14 protein-coding genes and 2 tRNA genes are annotated in these 15543 nt (G+C 31.4%); 1 reads left to right on the top strand and 15 read right to left on the bottom strand.

Annotated features, from left to right (window positions below):
- Nucleotides 1–8: 8 nt before the first annotated feature.
- The 14 genes from F7018_RS17270 to F7018_RS17205 all read right to left on the bottom strand — a co-directional run bounded on the left by F7018_RS17270 (nt 9) and on the right by F7018_RS17205 (nt 13414).
- Nucleotides 9–941, bottom strand: coding sequence for a Gfo/Idh/MocA family protein (locus F7018_RS17270; protein ID WP_150901356.1), 933 nt, complete (start codon nt 939–941; stop codon nt 9–11).
- Nucleotides 941–2227: a nucleotide sugar dehydrogenase gene (locus F7018_RS17265; protein ID WP_150901355.1), complete on the bottom strand. Its 1287-nt coding sequence runs from the start codon at nt 2225–2227 to the stop codon at nt 941–943. Before F7018_RS17265 ends, F7018_RS17270 begins: the two co-directional genes overlap by 1 nt.
- A 131-nt stretch (nt 2228–2358) precedes the next feature.
- Nucleotides 2359–3519, bottom strand: coding sequence for a DegT/DnrJ/EryC1/StrS family aminotransferase (locus tag F7018_RS17260; RefSeq protein ID WP_150901354.1), 1161 nt, complete (start codon nt 3517–3519; stop codon nt 2359–2361).
- On the bottom strand, nt 3506–4438 hold the full coding sequence (locus F7018_RS17255) for a GDP-L-fucose synthase family protein (protein WP_150901353.1): 933 nt from the start codon (nt 4436–4438) through the stop codon (nt 3506–3508). Before F7018_RS17255 ends, F7018_RS17260 begins: the two co-directional genes overlap by 14 nt.
- A 3-nt stretch (nt 4439–4441) precedes the next feature.
- On the bottom strand, nt 4442–5563 hold the full coding sequence (gmd, locus tag F7018_RS17250) for a GDP-mannose 4,6-dehydratase (protein ID WP_150901352.1): 1122 nt from the start codon (nt 5561–5563) through the stop codon (nt 4442–4444).
- A 270-nt stretch (nt 5564–5833) separates the two neighbouring features.
- Nucleotides 5834–5911 (bottom strand) — tRNA-Val (locus F7018_RS17245).
- A gap of 26 nt (nt 5912–5937) precedes the next feature.
- Nucleotides 5938–6012: transfer RNA gene (locus F7018_RS17240), tRNA-Val, on the bottom strand.
- 69 nt (nt 6013–6081) lie between these two features.
- Nucleotides 6082–7293, bottom strand: a complete 1212-nt coding sequence (locus tag F7018_RS17235) for a bifunctional folylpolyglutamate synthase/dihydrofolate synthase (RefSeq protein WP_150901351.1) — start codon at nt 7291–7293, stop codon at nt 6082–6084.
- A 64-nt stretch (nt 7294–7357) separates the two neighbouring features.
- Complete coding sequence (locus F7018_RS17230; RefSeq protein ID WP_150901350.1) at nt 7358–8179, bottom strand: energy transducer TonB; 822 nt, start codon at nt 8177–8179, stop codon at nt 7358–7360.
- A 1-nt stretch (nt 8180) separates the two neighbouring features.
- Nucleotides 8181–8573: an ExbD/TolR family protein gene (locus F7018_RS17225; RefSeq protein WP_150901349.1), complete on the bottom strand. Its 393-nt coding sequence runs from the start codon at nt 8571–8573 to the stop codon at nt 8181–8183.
- Entirely contained in the window at nt 8573–9256 is a 684-nt protein-coding gene (locus F7018_RS17220; RefSeq protein ID WP_150901348.1) for a MotA/TolQ/ExbB proton channel family protein, read from the bottom strand. Before F7018_RS17220 ends, F7018_RS17225 begins: the two co-directional genes overlap by 1 nt.
- A gap of 145 nt (nt 9257–9401) precedes the next feature.
- Entirely contained in the window at nt 9402–10796 is a 1395-nt protein-coding gene (gene nhaD, locus F7018_RS17215) for a sodium:proton antiporter NhaD (RefSeq protein WP_150901347.1), read from the bottom strand.
- A gap of 18 nt (nt 10797–10814) precedes the next feature.
- Complete coding sequence (locus tag F7018_RS17210) at nt 10815–12041, bottom strand: Glu/Leu/Phe/Val dehydrogenase dimerization domain-containing protein (protein WP_150901346.1); 1227 nt, start codon at nt 12039–12041, stop codon at nt 10815–10817.
- 311 nt (nt 12042–12352) lie between these two features.
- Entirely contained in the window at nt 12353–13414 is a 1062-nt protein-coding gene (locus F7018_RS17205; protein ID WP_150901345.1) for an anhydro-N-acetylmuramic acid kinase, read from the bottom strand.
- Nucleotides 13415–13507: 93 nt separating this feature from the next.
- Here F7018_RS17205 and F7018_RS17200 point away from each other — a divergent pair, with 93 nt between their 5' ends.
- The gene (locus F7018_RS17200; RefSeq protein WP_150901344.1) at nt 13508–14650 is read left to right on the top strand and encodes an acyl-CoA dehydrogenase; all 1143 of its coding nucleotides are present in this window, start codon (nt 13508–13510) and stop codon (nt 14648–14650) included.
- A 47-nt stretch (nt 14651–14697) separates the two neighbouring features.
- Here the strand turns inward: F7018_RS17200 and F7018_RS17195 are convergent, their stop codons facing one another.
- Nucleotides 14698–15480, bottom strand: coding sequence for a tRNA pseudouridine synthase A (locus tag F7018_RS17195; RefSeq protein ID WP_150901343.1), 783 nt, complete (start codon nt 15478–15480; stop codon nt 14698–14700).
- Between the last annotated feature and the right edge of the window lie 63 nt (nt 15481–15543).

Below are 15543 nucleotides of genomic sequence, written 5' to 3'. Positions count from 1 at the left end.
TGATTCTTTTATAATAGAAAATGTTTTTCTCCTAATTTCACCAATTCCTTATTTCTTATGTCATGAACTATTTGAATTGATGGTTTTGCATCAATCAAACCAAAACCATTTCCTTTCAAAATTTCTTTATAACTATCTGTATGTAATTCTGTAAAACCACCACTAAATTCTATCTCCTCTCCATTTACAGTAATTGAACGATATGTTCTTTGCCCTTTTTCATTTATTTCTTTCGGAAGTGAATTTTCATCTATAGATAAAAACCAACGTACTCTTGCTTTTTCAAACTCTAAGTACCCAGCTGCTTTATCTTTTTCTCTAAGATGCACAATATTCTCTTGTACCTCTCCAAAAACCCAAGATAACATATCATAAAAATGAATACCAATATTAGTAGCTATACCTCCTGATTTACTTTGATCTCCTTTCCAAGATACATCATACCAATTACCACGAGATGTAATATATGTTAAATCAACATCATATTTCTCTTTCTTAACTTCGCTATCTACTTTATTCTTTAAAGCAATAATACTTGGATGCAAACGCAATTGAAGAATTGTGTTAATTTTATTTCCTGACTCAGCTTCTATTGCTTGTAACGCATCAACATTCCATGGATTTAAAACCAATGGTTTTTCACAAATAGCATCAGCACCTCTTCTCAAAGCCATTCTTATATGAGAATCGTGTAAGTAATTTGGTGTACAAATACTCACATAATCTAATTGAATATCTTGTTGACGTTTTATTTTTTCAATATGACGATCAAATCTCTCAAACTCAACAAAAAAATCAGCATTTGGAAAATAGCTGTCCATAACTCCAACACTATCAAATTTATCAAGCGCTGCTATTAAATCATTTCCTGTATCTTTTATCGCCTTTAAATGACGTGGAGCTATATAACCTGCAACTCCTATTAAAGCAAAATTTTTCATTACAAAGTTCTATCTATTAATTCCTGAGAGAAAAAACCTTTTACATCATAAACCACAGCATCTTTCTTTTTCAGTCTTTCTAAATCTATTTCTTTAAATTCATTGTGAGATACTGCCAAAACAACTGCATCATATTTCCCTCTATAAAGATCTTCTTCTAATTGAAGATCATATTCTATTTGTACTTCTTCTTTTTTAGCCCATGGGTCATAAACATTTACACTTACCCCATAATCTTTAAGTGCATGACATACATCAATCACTTTAGTATTCCTTATATCTGGACAATTTTCTTTAAAAGTAATTCCCAAAATTAAAACCGCTGCATTTTTCACTTTTACATCTTCAGAAATCATCAACTTAACAACTTCTGAAGCTACATGACTTCCCATGCTATCATTCAACCTTCTACCCGACAATATTATTTCAGGATAATATCCGAACTGTTGGGCTTTTTGAGCTAAATAAAATGGATCAACTCCAATACAATGCCCGCCTACTAATCCTGGTTTGAATGGTAAAAAATTCCATTTTGTAGCTGCTGCCTCCAACACTTCACTTGTATTAATGTTCATTAAATTGAAAATCTTAGCAAGCTCATTAACAAAAGCTATATTTATATCTCTTTGGCAGTTTTCTATAATTTTAGAAGCTTCTGCTACTTTTATTGATGAAGCCATATGTGTTCCTGCATTAATAACTGACTTATACAAGTTATCAACTTTCAATGCTGTTTCTTGAGTTGAACCTGAGGTTACTTTTAAAATATTCTCTACAGTTCTAATTTTATCTCCAGGACTTATTCTTTCTGGTGAATACCCTACATAAAAATCTTTATTAAATTCGAGACCTGAAACACTCTCCAATACAGGCACACAATCTTCTTCAGTAGCACCAGGATATACAGTTGACTCATAAATAACAACATCTCCTTTACTCAAAACATTACCAATTGTTTTACTCGCACTTATAAGAGGGGTTAAAATAGGCTGGTTATTTTTGTCTACCGATGTTGGAACAGTTACTATATAAAAATCACAACTTTCAATATCTTTTTCATCTGTAGTGACGAATAAACCTTTATTTCTTTCAGAGTTATCTGATACTAATACAGATTTCAGTAAACTATTATCTACCTCTAATGTTACATCCATACCCGATCTTAACTCTTCTACTCTTTTTGTCTTTATATCAAAACCTACTACAGAAAATTTTTCTGCAAACAACCTTGCCAATGGCAAACCGACATAACCTAATCCAATAATTGCAATCTTTGGTGCATCCATCTCTTACTCCTAACTAAATACCTTATAAAATAGCTTACGAAATTACAAAAAACATTACTAACTAATTGTTACAAAACAAAAAAGTCTTTATCATAAATAGATAAAGACTTTTTTATTTTTTTTAACCTACATCATTTCAAAACATCAAATAAGTATTGAATTTCTTCTTTAATCAAAACTTGTTGATTTCCTACAAACAATCCGTTATCATGTAAATACTTTGCATTTTTTAATTCTCCATGAATTTCATAATCAAAATACTTCATTACCTCATTTTGTGTAAAGTCTCCTGTAACAATTGGTCTACATTCTATTCCATTATCAAATAACTTTGCTACCACTTCTTTTCTACTCAAATTTGACTCTGGTTTAATTATTAATGAAAACCCAAACCAAGAACTTTTACTTATCTCTTTTTGAATTATAAAATCTTTATGATCTTTAAACAACTCAACAAAGAAACTTGCATTTTCTCTCCTGTTTTCAATAAAAGAAGGTAATTTTTTTAATTGTTCAACCCCTATCGCTCCACTCATTTCTAACGGCCTTACATTATATCCTGGAAGTACAAACCTAAACGATTCTTCAAACCAATCATCGCTTTTATCAGACACTAAATTCTTTTTAGGTAAATTTCTTGTCCACCCATGGGCTCTTATTGATAGTAATATATGATACAACTCCTCATCATCTGTTGTTACAAAACCACCTTCCATTGTAGCCATATGATGCGAGAAAAATGTAGAAAAAGTTCCCATTACACCGAAAGTACCTGCTTGCTTATCTTTATAAGTAGCCCCCATTGACTCACAATTATCTTCTATCAAGAAAATATCTTTTCCTTCTATAACACTATTAATCTTATCAAAATCATTTGGATTCCCTAAAAGATTAACCACCATTATCATCTTGGTATTATCTGATATTGCCGACTCTAAAGCCTCTAAATCATAATTTAAAGTTTCTAAATCTACATCTACAAACTTCAACTTTAAACCATATTGCTGTAAAGGAAAATACGTTGTAGACCATGATACTGCTGGAACTATAACTTCATCTCCTCTTTTTAACTTTGGATTCTTAGTAAAAAAAAGAGCGGCTACTGCTAATAAATTAGCTGTAGATCCAGAACTTGTCATAACACAATATTTAGAATCCAGATACTTTGAAAAATCATTTTCAAATTGCTTTACACTATCTCCCATAGTGTACATATCTTTATCTATTACCGATTGTATTGCGGCTAATTCTTTTTCATCCCATGTAGAGGATGCTAACTTATACTGCTTCATTGAACTCTTCTTTTTTATAATATTCAAATGTTTTTTTAACTCCTTCTTTTAAAGAAGTCTTATAACGCCAACCAAATTCGATAAGTTTTGAATCATCTATTAATTTCTGTTTCATTCCCACCGGCTTAGTTAAATCGTGCACAAATTGTCCTTTATAACCTATTACTTCAGCTATTTCTTTATAATACTCATTAATAGTGTAATCATGACCTAATCCCACATTTATATTTTGTGGCATTTCATCAAACTTATCGATAGCATAAAAAATAAAATCCGCTAAATCTTCTGCATACATAAACTCTCTTCTAGCCAATCCGTCTCCCCAAATATCTATCTCTTGCTGATTTGCTAATGCAGCATCATAAATTTTTCTAATAACCGCCGGTATCATATGAGAATTCTTAGGACTAAACTTATCATGTTTACCGTATAAATTACAAGGAATTACTGTTTTATAGTTTTTTGTTTTATCTTCTTTCATTATGTATTCACACAATCTAGTAGACATTACTTTCGCTATAGCATATCCTTCATTTGTAGGTTCTAACTCTCCTTTCAAAATAAGATCTTCAGACAATGGGTTCTTTGCATCTCTTGGATACATACACGAACTTCCTAAATTCAGTAAGTTTTTCACCCCATTATTTTTAGCAGCCATTATTATATTTCTTCCCATATCAATATTGTCTACTAAAAAACTCACTGGTTCAGCTATATTAGCTTGAATCCCTCCTACTTTCCCTGCAGCATGAATAATAAATTCTGGCTGATTATCTTTTATATAATTACACACCGAGTTATAATCTAATAAATTTAGCTCTTTGCTTGTTGGAGTTAAAAACTGATGTTTTGAAGCTTCAGGGTATTCTAAAACATTCTTCCCCACCATACCTGATGCTCCTGTTAATAATATTTTCATCTTCTACTCGAAATAATTATTTGTGTAGTACCCTCCTTGCTTTAAGTATTGATCTTTGGTCATCAATTTAAGATCGCTTTGCATCATATCTTTTACTAAAGCTGGTAAATCGTATTCTAATTCCCAACCTAATTTTTCCTTTGCCTTGGTTGGGTCACCAATTAATAAGTCTACCTCAGTTGGCCTGAAATATTTTGGATCTACCGATAAAACTTCTTTACCTATTTCTACTTGATACTTCGGGTTATTACAAGCTTTTACATAAGCTTTCTCATCAACACCAGTTCCTTTAAACTCTAATTCAATTCCAGCTTCATTAAAACTCATTTTAACAAAATCACGAACTGTTGTTGTTTTACCTGTTGCAATTACCCAATCTTCTGGTTCATCTGCTTGTAATATCATCCACATCATTCGCACATAATCTTTTGCATGTCCCCAGTCTCTTTGAGCATCTAAATTCCCTAAGTAAAACTTATCTTGTAATCCTAAAGCTATTCTAGAAGTTGCTCTAGTTATTTTTCTTGTAACAAATGTTTCCCCTCTAATTGGTGATTCATGATTAAATAAAATACCATTACATGCATACATACCATATGCCTCTCTATAATTTACCGTTATCCAATACGCATACATTTTTGCAACAGCATAAGGACTTCTAGGATAAAAAGGTGTAGTTTCCGATTGAGGTACCTCTTGAACCTTTCCGTAAAGCTCTGATGTTGATGCTTGATATATTTTTGTTTTCTTTTCTAACCCTAATAATCTAACAGCATCCAAAATACGCAAAGTTCCAAGACCATCAGCATTACCTGTATATTCTGGTATTTCAAAAGAAACATGAACATGGCTCATTGCTGCCAAATTATATATTTCATCTGGCTGAATCTCTTGAATTAAACGAATAATATTTGTACTATCAGTCATATCTCCATAATGTAAAAAGAAATTTCTATCTTCAACATGAGGATCCTGATATATATGATCTACTCTATCTGTATTAAACAAAGATGTTCTTCTTTTCAATCCGTGGACCACATATCCTTTCTTCAATAAAAACTCACTCAAATAAGCTCCATCCTGACCTGTTACACCTGTAATTAATGCTACTTTTCTAGTACTCATAATCGTTTATTAAATTAGGCAACCATTTCATTACCTTTATTATATTTATTTCTTAAAATCATTGATGCTTTTATCTTACAAATTAATCACATCAACTTCCTACAATCTATTCTTATAATTTCTCACTATCAAACATGCTTTACACCTAAGTTTAAAGTTCTCTTCTCAACAACTTCACATCTTAATAGAATAGCTTACGAAATTACAAAAAACATCATTAACAAAATATCATAAAATAAAAAAGTCTCCATCTGAAAAGATGAAGACTTTTGGTGGGCGCGAAGGGATTCGAACCCCTGACCCCTTGGGTGTAAACCAAGTGCTCTGAACCAACTGAGCTACGCGCCCGTTTGCAATTAACTTCTTAAGAGTTGTGGGCGCGAAGGGATTCGAACCCCTGACCCCTTGGGTGTAAACCAAGTGCTCTGAACCAACTGAGCTACGCGCCCTTAATTGCTAATTGCGGGTGCAAATATATAACTCTTTTAGATATCTGCAATAACTTTTTTCACTTTTTTTTATAAAATTTCTGCAACAACAAACGTACTCCCTCCAATATAAACAACATCTTCTCTTCCTGAGTTCATTTTCGCTTTTTCAAAAGCTTGATTTACAGAAGAAAAAGCTTCTCCATCCAAATTACATGCATTCGCCTGCTCTTTTAAAAAAATTTCTGACATTCCTCGTGGAATATTTGGTTTACAAAAATAATAAGTCGCTTTTTGGGGAAACAATCTTAATATTTCTTCTATTTTTTTATCAGAAACCACACCTAAAACAATATGTAAATTTTTATAATTTTCTTTTTGAAGTTGCTTTAATGTATAAATTAACCCCTCTTTATTATGAGCAGTATCACAAATTACCTTAGGATTTTCTTGTAATATTTGCCAACGTCCTTTTAAACTCGTGTTTTTAGCTACCTTTAAAAGCCCTTGTTTTATATTGTTTTCAGAAACAATAAAGTTTTTTAGTTGTTTTACTGCTAAAACTGCCGTTTTTACATTTTTCAATTGGTATTCTCCTAGTAAATCTGTTTTAAACTTATTTTCTTCTTCTTCTGAAGCAAATAAAATTTCAGAATTACATTCTTTAGCTTTCTTTTTAAATACCTCTACAACTTCTTCTTGCCTTTCCCCTATAATTACAGGTATTTCATTTTTTATAATCCCTGCTTTTTCAAATGCTATCTCTGGTAATGTTTCTCCTAAAAACTGAGTATGATCTAATCCTATATTAGTTATAACCGACACCTCTGGCTTTATAATATTTGTTGAATCTAATCTTCCTCCTAATCCAACTTCAATAACCGCTACATCTACCTCTTCTTTTGAAAAGTAATCAAATGCCATTCCTACTGTCATTTCAAAAAAAGATAACTGTTGCTTTTCTAAAAACTCTTTATTGGTTGTTATAAAATCTACAACACTTTCCTTTAGAATTTCTTTACCATTTATTCTAATACGTTCTGTAAAGTTCTTTAAATGCGGAGATGTGTATAATCCTACTTTGTATCCTGCTTCTTGTAATATAGAAGCTATCATATGACTTGTTGAACCTTTTCCGTTTGTTCCTCCTACATGAATTGTCTTGAACTTTCTTTCTGGATTTCCTAACTCTTTACTTAAAGCTACAATATTTGTTAAGTCTTTTTTAAAAGCTGTTTTTCCTTGACGCTGGTACATTGGCAACTGTGCAAACATCCAATCTAAGGTTTCTTGATATGTCATGTCTATTATTTATAACATCTCTATTTCAGTATTGTGAGATGAAATTATTTTTGATGCAAAGTTATTATTGAGACAAAGAAAATCTGTAGATAATTGTTCCCCTTTGTTTTGATGGTGCTTTACCATCTGCATTCCATTTTGTTCTTAAAGCTGCTTCTTTAGCAGGTTTTAATAAACATGGTGCTGTGTTAGTTGATCCTTTTACTCCAGGTACTGCTTTAATCACCTTACCATTTTGATCTACTTCTATACTCACAACCACTGTTCCTTCCTCTTGGCACTCTGGCTTTTTTATAGGTTTGGATAATGCCTTTCTTCCTGCTAAATTATAATTACCTCCAGAGCCACTACCGCCTCCTCCATAATATTTATTAGAGCTAGGATCACCATTCTCTTTACCTTTTACACCAGTCTCATTATCATCTCCTTCTCCTTTATCTGCTCCATCTTTTGATGTCCCATTCAACAAACTATTTAAAGCATCTGTTGCTTCTTTTGAAGGCTTTGGTTTTGGTTTTTCTTTAGGCTTTTCCTCTTTAGGAGTTTCTTTTACCTCTTCTTTTTTTTCTTCTATCTTCTCCACAACTGGAACATCATCAGCGGTATCATCAGTAATTACTTCTTCCTGAATTGCCTCTTCCTGTACTTCTTGCACCTCTTCTACAACTTCTTCTTGTTGTTCTTCAGGTACTGATTGTGATTTTGTTTTTTCAACTGGCTCTCCACTACCAATATCTGAGTTTCCAAAATTAATTGCTACTCCATACTCAATAGGAGGATCAAGATACTTCATCCCGTAATTGAATATTCCAAATAATAAAAGTAACAGAATAACTGCTGTTATTACTGCTGATTTACGTTTATGTTGTGTATCTAAAATTGACATTTTATTTGCCCTTTACTGCTAATATCATTTTCAACTTGTTCCTATTTGCAATATCTATAACTCTCATTACATTTTTATACGGAACATTTTGATCGCCTCGTATTACTACTGTTTTCTTTTTATCTGGCCCTACTTTAGCTAAAATTGAGTTTTCTAAATTAGCATTACTAACTTTAGTTTTATCAATATAAAAAGAAGAGTTTTTTGTTATTGTTACTGCTACTGAAGTATTATTTTCTGTTTTCCCTCCTGCTTTAGGTAATAAAACATCTATTGCACTAACGGTAACTAGCGTAGATGTTAACATGAAAAAAATCAACAACAAGAAAACAATATCTGTCATTGAAGACATATTGAAACTTGGATCTACTTTATTTCTTCCTTTTAAATTCATTATACTGGCTCATTTAATAAATCTAAAAACTCAACTGATTTAGCTTCCATTTGATAAACTACTTTATCTGTACGAACTACTAAATGATTATATGCGATATATGCAATAATACCAACTATTAAACCTGCTACTGTGGTTGTCATTGCTGTATACAAACCATCTGATAACATTTTAATATCTATTTGACCACCAGAGTTTGCTATTTCATGTATCGCAACTATCATTCCAATTACTGTTCCTAAAAATCCTATCATTGGAGCTGCTCCAGCTATAGTTGCTAATACCGATACGTTTCTTTCTAACTGATAAACTTCTAACTTACCAGCATTTTCTATTGCTGTATTAATATCATCTAATGGTTTTCCTATTCTAGAAATACCTTTGCCAATTAATCTTGCAGTTGGTGTTTGTGTGTTTTCACACATTGCTTTAGCACTATCTAATTTACCACTAGTTACATGGTCTCTAATTTGATTCATAAAATTTTTATCAACCTTAGATGCTGCTTTAATTGCAAAAAAGCGTTCAAAGTATATATAAAGAGCTACTGCTAATAACACAAACAATAGTGCTATGATAATTTGTCCTCCTAATCCACCATCTTTAATTAACTGGATTATAGATAATGTTTTTTCTTCTGACACTTCTTCTAACAATTCTATACTTTCTTGAAATAACAACATTAAAAATAATATTAGAGTTTGTAATTAATTTACGTTAACTAATTAACGATTTGTTTTATTGAAAATTGTTTTAAAATACAAGTATAAAAAAGTCTTCCTCAATAACCATGATTAAGGAAGACTTTATTTTTATTTATTATTTTTTTTAGATAAATGTTCTCATTAACATAAACGCTAATGATCCTACTATAAATCCGATGAAAGCTAACCAAGAGATTTTCTTTAAATACCAAAAGAAATCTATTTTTTCCATTCCCATTGCCACAACTCCTGCTGCAGAACCAATAATTAACATACTTCCTCCTGTTCCTGCTGAAAAAGCAATAAAGTGCCATAACGGATTATCGATTGGTTCAGAGAACATTCCTAATGAAGCTGCTACTAATGGAACATTATCAATTACAGCTGAACCGATTCCTAATAAAATTACTACTAAATCCGAAACATTTGTTCCAGCTAACTCAGACCCCATTAAAGGAATTCCTTGTTTTAAACTATCAGCAAAATTAAATAAGATCCCTAAAGACTCTAAAGCTGCCACAGCCATTAAAATTCCTAAGAAAAATAAAATACTTGGCATTTCAATTTTAGATAAAGATGCATGTACTGGACTATGATGAGCATGAGCATCTGATTCTTCGCTATCAAAATCTGTTAATGAGAATTTTGTTCTACTATAAATTTCAGCAAAAGTAGCTACAACTGCTAATGATAACATCATTCCTACATAAGGAGGTAAATGAGTTACTGTTTTAAAGAAAGGCACAAATACAATTGCTCCTAGTCCTAAATATAACATTCTTGCGCTATGAGGACTTTTCTTTTTATCATCATCACTTTCATCTGTTTCTATTTCTCCTTTGAAAGCTGGTAAAAACGACGCTATAAAAGTTGGTACAACCATACAAAGCACTGATGGTATGAATAAATACGCAACTAACATTGGTGTACTTACTTTTTTACCTATCCATAACATTGTAGTAGTAACATCTCCAATTGGCGACCAAGCTCCTCCTGCATTTGCTGCAATAATAATTAAACCTGCAAACCAAATTCTATCTTCTCTACTTTTTACTATTTTTTGTAAAATAGAAATCAATACAATGGTAGCTGTTAGATTATCTATAATCGCTGATAATATAAATGCTAGAATACCAAACATCCAAAGAATTTTCTTCTTACTCTTAGTTTTTACATATCCTTTAATTGTAGAAAAACCATCAAAATAATCTATAATTTCTACTATGGTCATTGCTCCTAAAAGGAAAACTAAAATTTCTGCTGTTTTACCTAGATGATGTAACAATGTTTCTTCTACTAAATGCATTTTATCATCGTGGGCTAAGGCGCTAAAACCTTCTACTAAAGCATGCTTTGACGAATCAAACCAGTTAGAAAAACTATCTACTCCCAGAGCCACTAAGGCCCAACAAATAGCCATCATTATTAATGCTGGTATTAATTTATCTAACTTAATGTTATGCTCTAAAGTAATGGCCAAATATCCCATTACGAATACTAAAATAATCGCTAACTCCATTTTTTATTTAATTTGTTTTTATATCAATTCTTTTAACGCGATTTCGAAGGCTGTCTCGCTAATTTTTGTTTTAGAAGCACTCTTTGCAAAAGTTTTTTGAAGTGCTTTCTTTATTGTGTTTGAAGTATCTGTGAATATAGCTTCATCTGTCATTTCAACTCTACGTTCCATAAAGTATGCAAATACTCTTGCCATTCCACAATTTGAAATAAAATCTGGAATCAGACTAACTTTCTTATCAGTTTCCTCCATGATAGGTCCAAAGAATATTTCTTTATCAGCAAATGGTACATTTGCTCCACAAGAAATTACTTCTAAACCTGTATCAATCATTTTATTTATTTGATCTTGTTGTACTAACCTTGAAGCAGCACACGGTGCGAAGATTTCACATGGTAAGTTCCAAATACGCTCATTCATCTCCTCAAAAGGAATCATATTTTCAGATACTAAAGTATTCCCATCTTTATTTAAGAACATTTCTTTAATTTCTTCAAACGAAAACCCTTCTTCATTTATTACTCCTCCTACTCTATCAATAATTCCAACAACCTTAGCTCCCATTTCTGCTAAATAAAATGCAGCTGCAGAACCAACATTACCAAAACCTTGTACAATAGCTCTTTTTCCTACTACTGTACCTCCATAAATATTATAATAGTGACGAATAGCTTCAGCAACTCCATAACCAGTAATCATATCAGCTACTGTATATTTTTTTAAAATACTTGGAGATAACTTTTCGTCTTCTAATACTTTTATAACTCCATGACGTAACTGACCTATTCTATTAATTTTATCAGCTTCTGTTGGTTTAAAGTGTCCATTAAAAACTCCTTCCTGCGGGTGCCATACACCTACATCTTCTGTCATAGGAATTACTTCATGAATTTCATCAACATTTAAATCCCCTCCAGTTCCATAATAGTTTTTTAATAATGGAGCCACTGCTTTATACCAACGCTCTAAAACTCCTTTTTTACGAGGATCGTGCGGGTCAAAGTTAATTCCTGATTTTGCTCCACCAATAGCCGGTCCAGAAACAGTAAACTTAACCTCCATTGTTTTTGCTAATGAAGTTACTTCATACTTATCTAAACCTTTACGCATACGCGTACCACCACCGGCAGCACCACCTCTTAGTGAATTTATAACTGTCCAACCTTCAGCTTCTGTTTCAGAATCTTTCCAGTTAAAAACTATTTCAGGTTGTTTTTCTTCGTATTTTTTTAATAAATCTTTCATTCTAAATTTTATAGGTAAATTCAACTTTAATTGTTTCTCTTTTTCATTTTTTGAAGTTCTTTACAATTTGTCCCCAAAGGGGAGTTAAAGTTGATTCATCTTACTGTGGTTTTTAATAATAGTTGTGCATACAAAACTACCATAAAAAAACATATTTTACACATTATTAATTCAATTAGCTTTATTTTATAGAATATTTTGAAAGAAAATTGATTAAACATTTAAAATAACTCTGCTAAAATACACAGGAAACTTTAAATACTAAAAAAGTTTCCTTGGTTTTTTGTAAATTTTAACATAAAAATTAATTTTTATTTAGGCTGAAATATTTCTCCGGAAGAGTGATTTTTACTTGCCCCTGTGACAGAAGCCAAACAATTCACCTGATTATCAAGCTTTAAAACACCTAAAAAACCAAAAATTAATGCTTCCTTGTAATTAATAAGCTCATCATTAACTTTTTCTACTCTCGTTTTAGCATAAAAATCAATTCTTTCCATTAAAAAAGAGTTATAAACACCTCCTCCTGTAGCTAAAACTGATTTACTATTTTTAATAACACTCCCTATTTGAATTGCTATATGCTCAACAAAAGTTCTTAATATTGTTTGAATATCTTCCTCTAAACTGTCTATCAATGGAAAAATTTCTTTTTGAACCCATTCTAAGCCTAATGATTTTGGAGGATTAATCTTATAAAATTTTAGTAGGTTTAATTCATTCAGTAAAGTTTCATTGACATTACCACTTGACGCTAAATTTCCATTATAATCATATTCCTGACCTAACTTTCGTGTATAATGGTTCAAAACAATATTTACTGGACAAATATCAAAAGCTATTCTCTTAGTATTCTTTTCAAATGAAACATTTGCAAAACCTCCTAGATTTAAACAATATTCATAGTCAGAGAATAATAACTTATCACCAATTGGAACCAAAGGAGCTCCTTGACCTCCTAATTTTACATCTTGAACCCTAAAGTCACAAACAACTTTTTTATTTGTAATATTTGCTATTTGTTGACCATTACCAATTTGTAAAGTGATTCCATTTTCTGGTTGATGCAAAATAGTATGACCATGGGAAGCTATAAAATCTAATGTTGATATTTCATTGATTTCAATAAACTCATTTAAAAGCTTACCAAGAAGAATTCCATACTCTATATCTAAGCTTTTCAAATCTTCTTTTTTGTATGATATAGCTTTCTGTAATTTATTTTTCCATTCTTCTGAATATGAAAAAGTATCAGCCTTTATAATTTGGAAGTTATTGTATGAATTTGAGTCAAATTGGATATAAGCCAAGTCAATTCCATCTAATGAAGTTCCAGACATTAGCCCAATACAATAAATATAATTGTTTAACATGAAGTAAAAGTAGTAAGTCTATTGAAAATTTGCTATTAAAAAAGTATCTTTGGGGACATTTTTTACGAAATTAACAAAAATATAAATTAGATAATGGATTTTAATCTTACAGAAGAGCATTTAATGATTCGTGATGCTGCACGTGATTTTGCGCAAACAGAATTACTACCTGGAGTAATAGAAAGAGATGAAAAACAAGAGTTTCCTAACGAATTAGTTCGTAAAATGGGAGAATTAGGTTTTATGGGAGTAATGGTAGACCCAAAATACGGAGGAAGCGGAATGGATGCTGTTTCTTATGTATTAATAATGGAAGAATTATCAAAAATTGATGCTTCTGCTTCTGTTATGGTTTCTGTTAATAATTCTTTAGTATGTTATGGTTTAGAAGCATATGGTACTGAAGAACAAAAGGAAAAATATTTAACAAAATTAGCTACTGGTGAACAAATTGGAGCATTTTGTTTAAGTGAGCCTGAAGCAGGTTCTGATGCTACTTCTCAAGCTACAACTGCTGAAGATAAAGGTGACCACTACTTATTAAACGGTACTAAAAACTGGATTACTAACGGAGGGCGTGCTGATGTCTTTTTAGTAATTGCTCAAACTGATCGTTCTAAAAAACATAGAGGTATTAATGCTTTTATAGTTGAAAAAGGAATGGAAGGATTTGATATTGGGCCTAAAGAAGATAAATTAGGTATTCGTGGTTCTGATACCCATACATTACAATTTAACGACGTAAAAGTTCCAAAAGAAAACCGTATTGGTGAAGACGGATTTGGTTTTAAATTTGCCATGAAAACTTTATCTGGTGGAAGAATTGGTATCGCTGCTCAAGCTTTAGGTATTGCTTCAGGTGCTTATGAATTAGCTTTAAAATATTCTAAAGAGCGTAAAGCTTTTGGTACGGAAATTTGCAATCACCAAGCAATTGCATTCAAATTAGCTGATATGTACACTGAAATTGCTGCTGCTCGTCATTTGGTGATGAAAGCTGCTTGTGATAAAGATAATGGTATTAACTACGATCAATCTGGTGCTATGGCAAAATTATATGCATCTAAGGTAGCAATGGAACAAACTGTTGAAGCTGTTCAAATCCATGGAGGTAATGGTTTCGTAAAAGAATACCATGTAGAACGTTTAATGCGTGATGCAAAAATTACTCAGATTTATGAAGGTACTTCTGAAATTCAAAAAATTGTAATTTCAAGAAGTTTAATAAGAGACTAAGTTTATTCTCTAATAATATTAATAAAGCTCATCAAAATTGATGAGCTTTATTTTTTAAAATCTATTTTATGTAAATGCAAACCTGATGCTGGTGCAATGTTTTTTATTAAATCTACATCAGAATCTGGATTCAAACTATCTTTAATAAATTCCAAATCAAATTCACCTTTTCCTAAATCGTGTAAAGCTCCCATTATTAATCGAATTTGATTTCTCAAAAACCCTTCTCCCCTTACTATTAAAACATAACTTTCTTTAGGAAAAAAAGAAGCTGTTAATTCCGTATTTCTTTCAATTCTACAGTAAACAATCTCTCTTTCTACTTTAGTATCTTTAGATGGCTTAGTACAGTACCTTTTATAGTTATTAAAGCCTTCAAATAATTTAGCTCCCTCTTTCATTAACTCTATATCCAATTGCTCTCTAAAACGCGTTAAAAAAGGCGCTGAATAAGGATGATTCTTTTCTCCATAAGAAAAGTAATATCTATACTCTTTTAACTTTGGATGTTGAATAATATTAAAATCCCTATCAATATCTTCAATCTTCAAAGCACGCATGTCTCCAGGAGCGTTTGCATTAAAATCTGTCATAAATTGATCAAAATCTACTTCTTCATCAATAAATAATTGAAATGCAAAATGACTTGCAGAAACTCTTGCATCAGTTCGTCCAACTCCCAAACTCTTAAGTCGAATTCCCTTATAAATAAACTTCAATGTTTTATCTAAAAAAAGATGTCCCGTTTTTAAGTTTGGTTGCTTTTGCCAGCCATGAAAACGAAAACCTAAATATTGTATTGTTACTAAATAAGAATGTTTATAATTCATTTTTCAAATATAAAATTTTGGCAAAAAAAAACCTCAATCTTATTTTATAAGATTGAGGTTAAA

The organism is Tenacibaculum aiptasiae, from assembly GCF_008806755.1.
GTDB lineage: Bacteria > Bacteroidota > Bacteroidia > Flavobacteriales > Flavobacteriaceae > Polaribacter > Polaribacter aiptasiae.
This window is presented reverse-complemented; position numbering and strand designations above follow the sequence as displayed.

What these genes read in the sequence shown, in the direction of transcription:
- nhaD (WP_150901347.1), bottom strand. Translation starts at nt 10,796, where the DNA reads ATGGAGTTAGCGATTATTTTAGTATTCGTAATGGGATATTTGGCCATT.
- F7018_RS17230 (WP_150901350.1), bottom strand. Translation starts at nt 8,179, where the DNA reads ATGTCAATTTTAGATACACAACATAAACGTAAATCAGCAGTAATAACA.
- F7018_RS17255 (WP_150901353.1), bottom strand. Translation starts at nt 4,438, where the DNA reads ATGAAAATATTATTAACAGGAGCATCAGGTATGGTGGGGAAGAATGTT.
- F7018_RS17200 (WP_150901344.1), top strand. Translation starts at nt 13,508, where the DNA reads ATGGATTTTAATCTTACAGAAGAGCATTTAATGATTCGTGATGCTGCA.
- F7018_RS17205 (WP_150901345.1), bottom strand. Translation starts at nt 13,414, where the DNA reads ATGTTAAACAATTATATTTATTGTATTGGGCTAATGTCTGGAACTTCA.
- F7018_RS17195 (WP_150901343.1), bottom strand. Translation starts at nt 15,480, where the DNA reads ATGAATTATAAACATTCTTATTTAGTAACAATACAATATTTAGGTTTT.
- F7018_RS17225 (WP_150901349.1), bottom strand. Translation starts at nt 8,573, where the DNA reads ATGAATTTAAAAGGAAGAAATAAAGTAGATCCAAGTTTCAATATGTCT.
- gmd (WP_150901352.1), bottom strand. Translation starts at nt 5,563, where the DNA reads ATGAGTACTAGAAAAGTAGCATTAATTACAGGTGTAACAGGTCAGGAT.
- F7018_RS17210 (WP_150901346.1), bottom strand. Translation starts at nt 12,041, where the DNA reads ATGAAAGATTTATTAAAAAAATACGAAGAAAAACAACCTGAAATAGTT.
- F7018_RS17265 (WP_150901355.1), bottom strand. Translation starts at nt 2,227, where the DNA reads ATGGATGCACCAAAGATTGCAATTATTGGATTAGGTTATGTCGGTTTG.
- F7018_RS17220 (WP_150901348.1), bottom strand. Translation starts at nt 9,256, where the DNA reads ATGTTGTTATTTCAAGAAAGTATAGAATTGTTAGAAGAAGTGTCAGAA.
- F7018_RS17235 (WP_150901351.1), bottom strand. Translation starts at nt 7,293, where the DNA reads ATGACATATCAAGAAACCTTAGATTGGATGTTTGCACAGTTGCCAATG.
- F7018_RS17270 (WP_150901356.1), bottom strand. Translation starts at nt 941, where the DNA reads ATGAAAAATTTTGCTTTAATAGGAGTTGCAGGTTATATAGCTCCACGT.
- F7018_RS17260 (WP_150901354.1), bottom strand. Translation starts at nt 3,519, where the DNA reads ATGAAGCAGTATAAGTTAGCATCCTCTACATGGGATGAAAAAGAATTA.